The following is a 13,502-nucleotide window of genomic DNA, read 5'->3' as shown; positions in this document are numbered from 1 at the left end:
TCCGGAGTCAGTTCTGGCGGAGCCAGAGGACGCCGAGCGGGGGGACCTGGAGGGCCGCTGAGGCGGGCAGGCCGTGCCACGGGATGTTCTCCGCGTGCACCTCGCCCAGGTTGCCCACCCCCGACCCGCCGTAGTGGTGGGCGTCGGTGTTCAGCGCCTCGGTCCAGGTGCCGCCCGCCGGCAGGCCGATCCGGTAGTCCGCCAGCGGCGTCGCGGAGAAGTTCGCCACGCACACCAGCGTCCCGCCGTCCGGAGCGATCCGGATGAACGAGACCGCGTTGTTGGCGACGTCGTCGCCGGCGATCCAGCGGAACCCGGCCGGGTCGGTGTCCTGCGCCCAGAGCGCCGGGGTGGCCCGGTAGGCGCGGTTCAGGTCGGCGACCAGGCGCTGCACGCCGGCGCGCGCCGGGTCGTGGGTGAGGTACCAGTCGAGGCCGCGTTCCTCGCTCCACTCCCGGTCGTCGGCCAGCTCGCAGCCCATGAAGAGCAACTGCTTGCCCGGGTGCGCCCACATGTACGCCAGCAGCGCCCGCACGTTCGCCAGCCGCTGCCAGGTGTCGCCGGGCATCTTGCCGGCGAGCGACCCCTTGCCGTGCACCACCTCGTCGTGGCTGATCGGCAGCACGTAGTTCTCGCTCCACGCGTACGCCAGGGAGAACGTGAGCTGGTGGTGGTGGTGCTGGCGGTAGATCGGGTCCTTCGAGGTGTAGAGCAGGGTGTCGTGCATCCAGCCCATGTTCCACTTGAAGCCGAAGCCGAGCCCGCCGTCGGAGGTCGGCCGCGTCACGCCCGGCCAGGCGGTGGACTCCTCGGCGACCATCAGCACGCCCGGGTGGTGCCGGTAGACGGTGGCGTTGACCTCCTGGAGCAGCGCGATGGCCTCCAGGTTCTCCCGGCCGCCGTGCACGTTCGGGGCCCACTGCCCCTCCGGCCGGGAGTAGTCGAGGTACAGCATCGAGGCGACCGCGTCGACGCGCAGCCCGTCGACGTGGAACTCGTCCAGCCAGTAGAGCGCGTTGGCGACCAGGAAGTTGCGCACCTCGTTGCGTCCGAAGTCGAACACGTACGTGCCCCAGTCGGGCTGCTCGCCGCGGCGCGGGTCGGGGTGCTCGTAGAGCGGGGCGCCGTCGAAGCGCGCGAGGGCCCACTCGTCCGTGGCGAAGTGCCCCGGCACCCAGTCGAGGAGGACCCCGATGCCGGCGGCGTGCAACCGGTCGACCAGGTGGCGGAAGTCGTCCGGGTCGCCGAAGCGGGCGGTGGGCGCGTAGAAGCCGGTGACCTGGTAACCCCACGAGCCGCCGTACGGATGCTCCATCACCGGCAGCAGCTCCACGTGCGTGAAGCCCATCTCGGTGACGTACGCGGTCAACTGCTCGGCCAGCTCGCGGTAGCCGAGGCCGGGCCGCCAGGAGCCCAGGTGCACCTCGTACACGCTCATCGGCTCCTCGTGCGGTCGCCGCGTCGTCCGGCGCTCCAGCCACTCCGCGTCGCCCCACGCGTACGCCGAATGGTGCACCACCGACGCGGTGGCCGGCGGCACCTCGGTGCGGGTGGCCATCGGGTCGGCCTTGTCCCGCCACCGGCCGTCGGCGCCGAGAATGCGGTACTTGTAGCGGCTGCCGGCCGGCACGCCGGGCAGGAAGACCTCCCACACGCCGCTGGACCCGAGCGACCGCATCGGCCAGCCGTCGTCCGGCCCCCAGCCGGTGAAGTCGCCGACCACCCGCACGCCGCGCGCGTTGGGCGCCCAGACCGTGAACGCCACGCCCTCGTCGAAGACCCGGGCGCCGAGCGCCGACCAGAGCCGCTCGTGCCGCCCCTCGCCGATCAGGTGCAGGTCCAGGTCGCCGAGCGTGGGCGGGTAACGGTACGGGTCGTCGAGGGTCGCGCCGTCCACCTCCACCCGGTAGTCGAGCACCTCGCCGGGCACCACCGACTCGAAGACGCCGACGTCGTGCACCCGCTTCATCGGATGCCGTTCCCCGTCGACGAGCAGCGTCACCTCGCCCGCGCCCCGGCGCAGCGTGCGGATCGTGGTGCTCCCGTCGGCCGGGTGCGCGCCGAGCACGGCGTGCGGGTCGTGCGCCTCGCCGGCGATCAGCTGGTCCATCGTGCGTCGTCCTTCTCGGCCGGTGCGGTCGGTGCGGTGCCGCCGGAGAGGTCGGCGGGTACGTCTTCGACGGTCAGGTCGGGCGTCGCCGGGTGCGCCGGCTCGGCGTCGGCCGGTGGCGCCGGGCGGCGCACGGTGAGCACGTGCGCCGGTTGCAGGTACGGGTCGAGGCGCACCGCGTTGCGCTGCCCCCAGTCGTACTCCGTGCCGGTCAGCTCGTCGCGCACGGTGAACCGCTCGTGCCAGTCGAACCCGAGCGCCGGCATGTCGAGCGTGGTGTTGCCCCACTGCACGGTGCGGGAGTCGAACGAGCAGACCACGATCACCGTGTTGCCGGTCGCCGGGTCGTGCTTCGACCAGCACAGCAGCGCCGGGTTGTCGATGTCGTGGAAACGCAGGTTGCGGAGCTGGTGCAGGGCCGGGTTGTCGCGCCGGACCCGGTTGAGCGTGGTGATGAACGGCGCCAGCGACCGCCCGCGCGCCAGCGCGCCGGCCCAGTCGCGGGGCCGCAGCTCGTACTTCTCGTTGTCCAGGTACTCCTCGGCGCCGGGACGCGCGACGTGCTCGAACAGCTCGAAGCCGGCGTACATGCCCCAGGAGGGGCTGAGCAGCGCGGCCAGCACCGCCCGGATCTTGAACATCGGCGGCCCGCCGTGCTGCAACGACTCGTGCAGGATGTCGGGCGTGTTGGGCCAGAAGTTCGGCCGCATCCAGTCCGCCGAGGCGACCAGCTCCTCGCAGTACTCCCGCATCTCGGCCGCCGTCGTGCGCCAGGTGAAATAGGTGTACGACTGGGTGAAGCCGACCTTGCCCAGCCCGTGCATGATCGCCGGGCGGGTGAACGCCTCGGCCAGGAACAACACGTCCGGGTCGACGCGCTTCACCTCGGCGATCAGCCAGTGCCAGAAGTCGAACGGCTTGGTGTGCGGGTTGTCGACCCGGAAGATCTTCACGCCCTCGCCGACCCAGTGCAGGACCACCCGCAGCACCTCGGCCCGGATGCCCTCCGGGTCGTTGTCGAAGTTCACCGGGTAGATGTCCTGGTACTTCTTCGGCGGGTTCTCCGCGTACGCGATGCTGCCGTCGGCGCGGGTGGTGAACCACTCCGGGTGCTCGGTGACCCACGGGTGGTCCGGCGCGCACTGCAACGCCAGGTCCATCGCCACCTCCAGGCCCTGCTCGGCCGCGGCGGCGACGAAGTCGCGGAAGTCCTCCGGCGTACCCAGGTCGGGGTGGATGGCGTCGTGGCCGCCCTCGGCCGCGCCGATCGCCCACGGCGAGCCCACGTCGTCCGGCCCGGCGGTGAGCGCGTTGTTGCGGCCCTTGCGGTTGACCCGGCCGATCGGGTGGATCGGCGGCAGGTAGAGCACGTCGAAGCCCATCGCGGCCACGCCGGGCAGCCGGTCGAGCGCGGTCACGAACGTGCCGGAGCGGGCCGGCGCGTCCACGGTGGCCGGGATCGCGCCCTCGGAGCGGGGGAAGAACTCGTACCAGGCGGAGAACAGCGCGCGCGGCCGGTCCACCCACAGCGTCCGCTCGTCGCCGGCGGTGACCAGCTCACGGACCGGGTGCGCCCAGAGCAGCGGCGCGAGGTCCAGCGCCGCGCTCACCCGGTGGGGCAGGTCCTCGTCGTCGTCGCGCAACGCCTTGACGGCTGCCCGCACGCGCTCCCGGTCGGCCTTCGGCACCAGGTCGAGCGCGGCGGTCAGCACCCGCGCGCCCTCGGCCAGGTCGTTGGCCAGCTCGGCCGGCCCCTGCCCGGCGGCCAGTTTCTTGGTCACCGCGTTCTGCCAGGTGAGGTACGGATCTCCGAACGCCTCGACGGCGAACCGCCACTCGCCGACCGCGTCCGGGCAGATGGTGGCGTGCCAGCGGTCCTGCCCCGGCTCGCCGGGACGCATCCGGGTGAACGGGCGGGCCGCGCCGTCCGGGCCGAGCCAGACCACGTTGCAGCCGAGCGCGTCGTGGCCCTCGCGGTAGGCGCGGGCCGACACCGGCACGACCTCGCCGACCACCGCCTTGGCCGGGTAGCGACCGCAGGCGACGACGGGGGAGACGTCTTCGATCGGGAACCGTCCAGTCACCCGCTCAACCTACTGCGCGAGATCGTCTCGCGCTCGGCAGCGCCCCCCGATGCCCCCGTCGGTGCCCACCGCCGCGCGGCGGGGGTCTCCGGCGTGCGCAGGCGCCTTATCGCCTGCCGGCCTACCAACTTGATGGCGTGGACGGGTCGCCTCGTGACTCGTCCACGCCATCAAGTTGGTAGCGCTGCGCGCACACCCATTGCCCCGCTACGGCGTCTCGCACCGGCCAGGTACTGGACTGGTACTGCTCACGCAGTTCGGCGATGGACGGCAACTCGTCGCCGCCCAGTGGCGGGTGCGCCGCAAGCTGACCCCGCCGCCGGCCGGCCCGCCTAGGGTTCCCGCATCCGGGCCCGGAGCACGTCGAACTCGCATCCCGGCGCGTCCGGGTCGAAGCCGTGCTCGATCAGCCAGCGTGACGCCACCAGGCTGCGCAGCGACCACCAGGCGCGGATCACCTCCCGATCCGCGCCGGCGCCGTAGCCCGCGAGCAGGTCGTCCAGGCGTTCCTCGTGCCCGAGCGTCAGCGTCGCGAGGTCGGCCATGGCGTCGCCGGGGGCGGCCTCGGACCAGTCGATGACGCCGGTGACCTCGTCGTTGTCGACGAACACGTGGGTGATCTGGAGGTCGCCGTGGACGAACGCCGGGTTCCACGGGCGGAGCGCGGCCCCGGCGATCTCCCGGTTGCGCCGGATCACCTCGGCGGGCAGGACGGCGTTGGCGAGCAGCCACGCGCACTCGCTGTCGAGTTCGGCCGCCACGTCGTCGAGCCGGTGTCCGGGCCACGGCGGCAACGGCGCGTCGTGCAGCCGCCGGACGGCGGCGCCCGCGGCGGCCCACGCCGCCGGCGACGCGGTCGACGGTTCGCCGAGGAGGCCGAGCGCCGTGCCGGGCACGGCAGCGATCGCGAGTACGGGCGGCTCGTGCCAGCGGACCGCCGGGGTCGGTATCGGCGCGAGGGCCATCGCCCGCACCTCGATCTCGGCGTGCGACGGGTCGCCGTCGATCTTCAGGAACACGTCGCCGACGCGCAGCGTCACGCGCTGGCGGTGGGCGACGACGACCTCGACGTCCTGCGGGCCGGCCGTCCGGGCGGGATCTGCCATGTCGGCCATCCTGGCCGGGACGGCCGCCGATGTCGCCGGAGTTTGCCGGGCGGGACGGGTCTCCGTCGGTTTGCGGCTCGGTAACGGCTCACCACGGCCACCTGCTCGCCTCGTCATGCTGGACCAGCGCCGGCTTCGACGTCCGGGGCTTAGGTCCCGACTCCCGGGACGTCACGGTGACCGGAAGAAGGGGCCCCGCCTCTACCGGAGGCGTTAGGAAGGGGCCCCTCCTTTCACGGAGTGGTAGAGGGCGAGCGTCTGGTCGGCGATGGCGGGCCAGGAGAAGTGCTCCACGGCGCGCCGCCGGCCCGCCGCGCCGAACTCCGCGATCCGCGCCGGGTCGGCCAGCAGCTCGTTCATCCGGGCGGCCAGGTCGGCCACGAAGCGTTCCGGGTCACGTGGCGTGCCGGAGCCGTCGGCGGCCTGTTCGATCGGCACCAGCAGCCCGGTCTCGCCGTCGGCGACGACCTCCGGGATGCCGCCGGTGGCGGTGGCCACCACGGCCGTCTCGCAGGCCATCGCCTCCAGGTTGACGATGCCCATCGGCTCGTAGACGGACGGGCAGACGAAGATCGTGGCGTGCGTGAGCACCTGGATCACCTCGTGCTTGGGCAGCATCGCCGCCACCCAGACCACGCCCGAGCGCTTCGCCCGCAGCTCGGCGGCCAGCTCCTGGACCTCGGCGCCGATCTCGGGGGTGTCCGGCGCGCCGGCCAGCAGCACGAGCTGGGTGTCGGCGGGCAGCTCCCGGGCCGCGCGCAGCAGGTACGGCAGGCCCTTCTGCCGGGTGATCCGCCCGACGTAGACCACGCTGGGCCGGGCCGGGTCGATGCCGAGCCGGTCGAGCACGTCGGTGTTCCGGTCCGGGGCGTACTGCGTGGTGTCGATGCCGTTGTAGACCACCCGGACCCGGTCCAGGTCCACCGCCGGGTACGCGGTGAGCACGTCGCGCCGCATGCCCTCGCTCACCGCGATGATCGCGTCGGCGCTCTCGTACGCGGTCCGCTCGCACCAGGAGGAGAGCGCGTACCCGCCGCCGAGCTGTTCGGCCTTCCACGGGCGCAGCGGCTCCAGGCTGTGCGCGCTCACCACGTGCGGCACTCCGTGCAGCAGCTTCGCGGTGTGCCCGGCGAGGTTGGCGTACCAGGTGTGGCTGTGCACCACGTCGGTGCCGGCGGTGCCGGCGGCCATCTCCAGGTCGACGCCCATGACGCGCAGCGCGGCGTTCGCGTCGGCCAGCCCGGCCGGCTCGGCGTACGCGGTGACGCCCGGCTCGTCGCGCGGCGCGCCGAAGCAGTGCACCCGCACGTCGGCGAGGCGGCGCAGCTCGCGGGCCAGGTATTCCACGTGCACCCCGGCCCCGCCGTAGACCTCCGGCGGGTATTCACGAGTGAGCAGGTCGACGCGCATCGGTGCCATGCCCGCACCCTAGTGCAGACCGCCGGATCGCACCGGGTACGCAAGTGTGGCCGTCCGAGTGGTGAAGTCGCGCCCGGGTGGATAGCGTCTGACCATGGCTGCCAAGGTGCTCGCGATCGTCCTGGCCGGCGGGGAGGGCAAGCGCCTGATGCCCCTGACCACCGACCGGGCGAAGCCGGCCGTCCCCTTCGGCGGGATGTACCGCATGGTCGACTTCGTCCTCTCCAACCTGGCGAACGCCGGCTTTCTCAAGATCGTCGTGCTGACCCAGTACAAGTCCCACTCCCTGGACCGTCACATCACCAAGACCTGGCGGATGTCGACGCTGCTCGGCAACTACGTCACGCCGGTGCCGGCGCAGCAACGCCGCGGCCCGTGGTGGTTCGCCGGCTCGGCCGACGCGATCTACCAGAGCTTCAACCTGATCAACGACGAGCAGCCCGACTACGTGATCGTCTTCGGCGCCGACCACATCTACCGGATGGACCCCCGGCAGATGGTGGAGGACCACATCGCCTCCGGCGCCGGGGTGACGGTGGCCGGCATCCGCCAGCCGCTGAGCATGGCCGACCAGTTCGGCGTGATCGAGGTCGGCGAGGACGGCAAGCGGATCCGGGCGTTCCGGGAGAAGCCCACCGACGCGGTGGGGCTGCCCGACGCGCCCGACCAGATCTACGCCTCGATGGGCAACTACGTGTTCTCCACGGGCGCGCTCTGCGAGGCGGTCGAGCGCGACGCGGAGGACAAGACGAGCAAGCACGACATGGGCGGCAGCATCATCCCGATGCTGGTCGAGCGCGGCGAGGCCAACGTCTACGACTTCAAGGACAACGAGGTGCCGGGCAGCACCGACCGGGACCGCGGCTACTGGCGCGACGTGGGGACGCTCGACTCGTTCTACGACGCGCACATGGATCTGATCAACGTGCACCCGGTGTTCAACCTCTACAACTTCGACTGGCCGATCTACACCGAACAGCCGCCGTACCCGCCGGCCAAGTTCGTCCACCAGTGGGGCGAGCGGGTCGGCCGGGCGGTCGGCTCGATGGTCTCGCCCGGCGCGGTGATCTCCGGCTCGCTGGTGGAGAACTCGGTCGTCTCGCCGAAGGTCAAGGTGCACTCCTGGGCGCACGTCGACGGCGCGGTGCTGATGGAGGGCGTCGAGATCGGCCGGCACGCGGTCGTCCGCCGCGCGATCCTGGACAAGAACGTCTACGTTCCGGAGGGCGCCGAGATCGGCGTCGACCTGGAGAAGGACCGCCAGCGCTACACCGTCTCCGACAACGGCATCGTCGTCATCGGCAAGGGCCAGCGCGTCGAGCCCTGACCGGCCCCCATCCAACCCGAGGAGGATCCCGCAGTGGCCCACCCCCGTGCCGGGCAGCCCGCCGAGCCCGCCGACCTGGTCGACGTGCCCCGGCTGGTCACCGCCTACTACGCCGAGCACCCGGACCCGGACGACCCGGCGCAGCAGGTCTCCTTCGGCACGTCCGGGCACCGCGGGTCGAGCCTGCGCAACGCGTTCAACTCCGACCACATCCTCGCCGTGACCCAGGCGCTCTGCGACTACCGGCGGGAGCACGGCGTGGACGGGCCGCTGTTCCTGGCCCGGGACACCCACGCGCTCTCCGCGCCGGCCGAGGCCGACGCGCTGGAGGTGCTGGCCGCGAACGACGTCACCGTGCTGCGCGACAGCCGGGACGGCTACACCCCGACCCCGGCGGCGTCGCACGCCATCCTCACCCACAACCGGGGCCGCACCGGCGGGCTCGCCGACGGCATCGTGATCACGCCGTCGCACAACCCGCCGTCCGACGGCGGGTTCAAGTACAACCCCACCAACGGCGGGCCGGCCGACACCGACGTCACGAAGTGGATCCAGGACCGCGCGAACGCCATCCTCGCCGCCGGGCTCAAGGAGGTGAAGCGCATCCCGTACGCGCGGGCCCGCGCCGCCGACACCACCGGGGAGTACGACTTCCTCGCCCGGTACGTCGACGACCTGCCCGCAGTGCTGGACATCGACGCGATCCGGGACGCCGGGGTGCGCGTCGGGGCCGACCCGATGGGCGGGGCGAGCGTCGCGTACTGGGGGGCGATCGCCGAGCGGCACCGCCTCGACCTCACGGTGATCAACCCCGAGGTGGACCCGACCTGGCGGTTCATGACGCTCGACGGCGACGGCAAGATCCGGATGGACTGCTCCTCGCCGAACGCGATGGCCTCGCTGATCGCCGCCCGGGACCGCTTCGCGGTCTCCACCGGCAACGACGCCGACGCCGACCGCCACGGCATCGTCACGCCCGACGGCGGGCTGATGAACCCCAACCACTACCTGGCGGTGGCGATCGGCCACCTGTTCCGTACCCGGGAGCGGTGGAGCCCGGCCGCGGCGGTGGGCAAGACGCTCGTCTCCTCCTCGATGATCGACCGGGTCGCGGCCGACCTGGGCCGGCCGCTGCTGGAGGTGCCGGTCGGCTTCAAGTGGTTCGTGCCCGGCCTGCTCGACGGCACGGTCGGCTTCGGCGGCGAGGAGAGCGCCGGCGCGTCCTTCCTGCGCCGCGACGGCAGCACCTGGACCACCGACAAGGACGGCATCCTGCTCTGCCTGCTGGCCGCCGAGATCATCGCGGTGACCGGGCGCACGCCCAGCGAACACTGGGCCGAGCTGGCCGAGCGGTTCGGCGCGCCCGCCTACGCCCGGATCGACGCCCCGGCCAGCCGGGAGCAGAAGGCCGTCCTCGGCAAGCTCTCGCCGGAGCAGGTGACCGCCACCGAACTGGCCGGCGAGCCGATCACCGCCACGCTCACCAGCGCCCCGGGCAACGGCGCGTCGATCGGCGGGCTGAAGGTGACCACCGAGTCGGGCTGGTTCGCGGCCCGGCCGTCGGGCACCGAGGACGTCTACAAGATCTATGCCGAGTCGTTCCAGGGGCCGGAGCACCTGGCCCGCATCCAGGACGAGGCGAAGTCACTCGTCGACGGCGTGCTCGGCACGGCCTGACGGTCAGCGGTCCGGGGGCAGCTCACGGCGGTTGAGCTGCTCCCGCAGCCCGTCCGGCAGCAGCTCGCGGAGCTGGTCGGGCAGCAGCGGCAGGTCCAGCAGGCTCAGCTTGAGCTGGTTGCGTTCCTGGTAGCGGCGCGGGTCGAGGCGGACCACCCGGCCGGCGTCGCGGACGTACCGGACGTGCACCGACCCGCCGGTCGCCGCCTCGCGGATCAGCAGCCCGTCCATCTCCACCGCCACCGGCGCCGAGTCCGGGCGCAGCTCCAGATGGACGCTCTCGTGCGGGGAGAGCAGCACCGACCGGGAGATCCCGGCCATCGGCGCCGACGGCGTCACCACCAGCGCCTCCGTGGCCGGCGAGACCAGCGGGCCGCCGGCGGCGTAGCTGTACGCGGTCGAGCCGGTCGGCGTGCTCACCACGATCGCGTCGCACCGGTAGTAGCCGTACCGCTGGCCGTCCACCGCGAGCGTGGCGGTGACGAAGCCGGCCCCCGGCTGCCGGACCAGCGCGATGTCGTTGAACGCCACCACGTCGTCGCCGCACACGTCACAGGCCAGGCAGGCGTGCGACTCGATGGTGAAGTCGTGCGCCACCAGCCGTTCCAGCGCCCGGGGCAGATCGGGCGGCTGCACCTCGACCAGGAAACCGACCCGGCCCAGGTGCACCCCGAGCACCGGCTTCGGGTCCCGTACGGCCAGCCGCAACGCGCCGAGCATGGTGCCGTCCCCGCCGATGCTGATCAGCGCGTCGCTCTGCGCGGCCAGCGCGTGGGCGGCCACCGCCGCCACCGAGGGCGGCACGCGGTGCCGGTCCTCGGCGCGTACGGCAAGCGTCTTGCCGTGCCGGGTGGCCCAACCCACGATCATCTCCACCACCTCGGAGACGTCCCGAGTCGGGTGCAGCACCAGCCCGAACACATACCCCGCCACCGATACAGCTCACCACACCGGCGGGCGGCCCGCCGGGTGTACGGCCGCGACCGCGCGGCTCAGTGGGAGGTGACGAAGACGAGCTGCTCACCGGGCCAGGGCTCGGTGATGCCGTGGCGGTCCAGGAGCGTCATGCCGCGGGCCTCGATCGCCTTCACCAGGTCGTCGGTCTCTTTCCAGGCGGTGGCGGCCCACGCGTCGAAGGCCGCGTCGGCGACGCCCTGCTGCGCGTCCACGATCAACCGACCGTCGGGCCGGAGCACCCGCTGGATCTCGTCGACCGTGCGGTCCAGGTCGAGCGCGTGGTCCAGGGCATTGCAGTAGACGGCGTCGACGCACCGGTTGGGGAAGACCAGATGGTGGAAGTCGCCGTGCAGCACCCACGGGTTCTCCTCGCCGGGGTTCAGGTCGATGCCGACGGCGAAGGCGCCCACGTCGTGGAACGCCTTGACCTCGGTGCCGAGCCGGGCGGCGAGGCAGAGCACCGATCGGCCCGTCCAGTCCTCCCCGGCCAGCCTCGCGGCCAACGCGGCGCGGAACCTCCGGTCGTACTCCGACAGGTCCAGCAGCGCGAGCTTGCTGCGTTGGTGTGCCACGTACGACTTGTACGAGCGGTAGCGGCGACTGGTCACGAGCTGGTCGGCGTCCGCTGGTTGCCAGGACCGGGCGTCGCGGACGAACCAGGCCAGGCCGGCCCAGGCCCGGCGGTCCAGCAGGACCCGGGTGGTACGCACGGGGCGTCGGACGGCCTTGGTGACGGTCCTGGCGAGGGTGCGCGCGCTCATCGTGCTCCTTCCGGGTGATCGCGATGCGGGGCGTGGATCACCATCCGACCTGCGGGCGGCGTTCGACCCGCTCCTGTCCTCCTACCAACGGCCGTCGTCCGGTCCGGTGATGGGCGACCGGATGATTTGTCCCTTTAGCGCGGTTGCGCCGCCTCGGTCGCTCGCGCCGCCGGACGTGACCTCCTGCCGCGGTGGTCGTTAGGTGGTGGGTCGGGTGGGAACGGATGAGCGTTCTCGGGGACCAAAACTCCCGCTTTGCCCCACTTGGTGGCGTTCAATCACCCAGAATGTCCACGGTGTGCATCGCAGGAGACGACAAGGAGAGTCCACGTGCCAGGTGACGGTGGGTCGCTGCGGGATCAGCCGCCGACGCGGCCGATGACTGCACACGCCCGCCCCCCGGAGTGGCGGTCCCGCCCGTACGACACGGTCAAGCGGGTGATGGACGTCGCGTTGGCCGTCGTCCTGCTCGTCCTCGCGGCCCCGCTCATGCTGCTGGTGGCGGGCGTGATCCTGGCGACGCACGGGCGTCCGGTGCTGTTTCGGCACACCCGGCCGGGCCGGGACGGCGCGTTGTTCGACGTCGTCAAGTTCCGCACCATGCTGCCGTTGGATCCCCGCCGTGGCCTGGTCACCGACGCCGACCGGCTGACCCGGCTCGGGGCCTGGCTCCGCGCCAGCAGCCTGGACGAGCTGCCGGAGCTGTGGAACGTGCTCCGCGGCGAGATGAGCCTGGTGGGCCCCCGCCCGCACCTGGTCAGCTACCTGGAGCGGTACACCCCGGAACAAGCCCGCCGCCACGAGGTCCGCCCCGGTCTGACCGGTCTCGCGCAGGTGCGCGGGCGCAACGCGTTGAGCTGGGAGAAGAAGTTCGAGTACGACCTGGAGTACGTCGACCGGCGGTCCCTCGCCCTGGACCTGCGGATCCTCGCCGAGACCGTCAAGGTGGTGCTGCGTCGGGAGGGCATCTCGGCACCCGGCACCGTCACCTGGCACGAGTTCATGGGCACCCCGAGCGAGCGTGACGCCAGTGACCGTCGCTCGTCCCCGGCGGCGACATCGGCACGTTCGTCCGGCTGATCTCGACACGACGGGAGCCCCATGGTCAGGATCCTGCTCTTCGGCGCGTCCGGCTTCATCGGCCGTGCGGTCCGGGTCGTCCTCGCGGAGCACTTCACGGTCGTCGCGCCGAGCCGGCGGGAATGCGACCTCGTCGCGCTGGACGGGGCGGACCTGATCGCGTTCCTGCGACGGGTACGACCCGACGCGGTGGTCAACTGCGCCGGGCGGATCGTCGGCACCGCCGCCCAGTTCATCGAGGCGCACACGCTGGTCACCGCCAAGCTGATCGAGGGGGTCGAGGCGGTCTCGCCGCGGACCCGGCTGGTCCGGATCGGCTCGGCGGCCGAGTACGGGATCATCCCGTACGGCGGCGACGCGGCCGAGACGGATCCGGCCCACCCGGTGAGCGAGTACGGAATCAGTCAGCTCGCCGCGACCGACCTGGTGCGGCTGGCCGCCGGTCGTCCCCAGGTCGACGCCGTGGTGCTGCGGGTCTTCAACCCCGTCGGACCGGGTTCGCCCCACGGCACCGTGCTGGGGCGGGCCGCCGACCTGCTGAAAGCCGCGTCGGCCAGCGGAGCCGGCCAGATCGAGCTGGGGCTCAGCGACGCACACCGCGATTTCGTCGACGTCCGCGACGTGGCGGGGGCGGTGCTGGCGGCGCTGCGGGCCGATCGTCTGCCGGCGCCCGTCTTCAACGTGGGCAGCGGCCGGGCGGTTGCCGTCCGGGAGGCCGTCGAGATGCTCGCCCGCCAGGCCGGGTTCACCGGGCACATCGTCGACGGGCTGCGATCACCGGCCGCCGAGCGGTCCGCGGCGGTGCCCTGGACCCGCGCCGACATCAGCCGGGCCGCCGACGCGCTGGGGTGGTCTCCCCGGCACTCGCTGGCCGACTCCCTGGCCGGGCTGTGGGCCGGCCGGCTGGGTGCCCCGGCCGCGCCGAACGACACCCTCGCGTTCGAGTCGGTCAACTCCTGACACCGACTTCCACCTCGACGA

The 13,502-nt window shown here is 72.4% G+C and carries 10 protein-coding genes; 4 read left to right on the top strand and 6 right to left on the bottom strand.

Going from position 1 to position 13,502, the window contains the following annotated elements; genetic code table 11:
* Positions 1-7 precede the first annotated feature (7 nt).
* From glgB to glgA, 4 genes are all read right to left on the bottom strand, one after another.
* On the bottom strand, positions 8-2,110 hold the full coding sequence (gene glgB, locus AB0B02_RS14970) for a 1,4-alpha-glucan branching protein GlgB (RefSeq protein ID WP_281939367.1): 2,103 nt from the start codon (positions 2,108-2,110) through the stop codon (positions 8-10).
* Positions 2,098-4,194, bottom strand: a complete 2,097-nt coding sequence (locus AB0B02_RS14965) for an alpha-1,4-glucan--maltose-1-phosphate maltosyltransferase (RefSeq protein ID WP_281939368.1) — start codon at positions 4,192-4,194, stop codon at positions 2,098-2,100. Before AB0B02_RS14965 ends, glgB begins: the two co-directional genes overlap by 13 nt.
* 332 nt (positions 4,195-4,526) lie before the next feature.
* Entirely contained in the window at positions 4,527-5,300 is a 774-nt protein-coding gene (locus tag AB0B02_RS14960) for a phosphotransferase (protein ID WP_281939370.1), read from the bottom strand.
* 213 nt (positions 5,301-5,513) lie between these two features.
* Positions 5,514-6,719: a glycogen synthase gene (glgA, locus tag AB0B02_RS14955; RefSeq protein ID WP_281939372.1), complete on the bottom strand. Its 1,206-nt coding sequence runs from the start codon at positions 6,717-6,719 to the stop codon at positions 5,514-5,516.
* Between the two features lie 94 nt (positions 6,720-6,813).
* On the opposite strand from glgA, the gene glgC reads away from it, so the two are divergent.
* Together glgC and pgm are read left to right on the top strand one after the other, a co-directional pair.
* Positions 6,814-8,046: a glucose-1-phosphate adenylyltransferase gene (gene glgC, locus AB0B02_RS14950; RefSeq protein WP_281939374.1), complete on the top strand. Its 1,233-nt coding sequence runs from the start codon at positions 6,814-6,816 to the stop codon at positions 8,044-8,046.
* Between the two features lie 33 nt (positions 8,047-8,079).
* Positions 8,080-9,723, top strand: coding sequence for a phosphoglucomutase (alpha-D-glucose-1,6-bisphosphate-dependent) (pgm, locus tag AB0B02_RS14945; protein ID WP_281939376.1), 1,644 nt, complete (start codon positions 8,080-8,082; stop codon positions 9,721-9,723).
* Between the two features lie 3 nt (positions 9,724-9,726).
* Here the strand turns inward: pgm and AB0B02_RS14940 are convergent, their stop codons facing one another.
* Both AB0B02_RS14940 and AB0B02_RS14935 read right to left on the bottom strand, forming a co-directional pair.
* A complete protein-coding gene (locus tag AB0B02_RS14940; protein WP_281942594.1) occupies positions 9,727-10,593 on the bottom strand; it encodes an NAD(+)/NADH kinase in 867 nt (288 codons plus the stop codon).
* Between the two features lie 122 nt (positions 10,594-10,715).
* The gene (locus AB0B02_RS14935) at positions 10,716-11,441 is read right to left on the bottom strand and encodes a class I SAM-dependent methyltransferase (protein ID WP_281939378.1); all 726 of its coding nucleotides are present in this window, start codon (positions 11,439-11,441) and stop codon (positions 10,716-10,718) included.
* A 378-nt stretch (positions 11,442-11,819) separates the two neighbouring features.
* On the opposite strand from AB0B02_RS14935, the gene AB0B02_RS14930 reads away from it, so the two are divergent.
* A complete protein-coding gene (locus tag AB0B02_RS14930) occupies positions 11,820-12,521 on the top strand; it encodes a sugar transferase (protein WP_281939380.1) in 702 nt (233 codons plus the stop codon).
* Between the two features lie 21 nt (positions 12,522-12,542).
* A complete protein-coding gene (locus tag AB0B02_RS14925; RefSeq protein WP_357300564.1) occupies positions 12,543-13,481 on the top strand; it encodes an NAD-dependent epimerase/dehydratase family protein in 939 nt (312 codons plus the stop codon).
* Positions 13,482-13,502: the final 21 nt, after the last annotated feature.

The sequence above is a fragment of the Micromonospora sp. NPDC049240 genome (assembly GCF_040647835.1).
Taxonomy (GTDB): Bacteria; Actinomycetota; Actinomycetes; order Mycobacteriales; family Micromonosporaceae; genus Micromonospora.
Note: the sequence above shows the minus strand (reverse complement) of the source record. Positions and strands in the feature narration are given on the sequence as shown.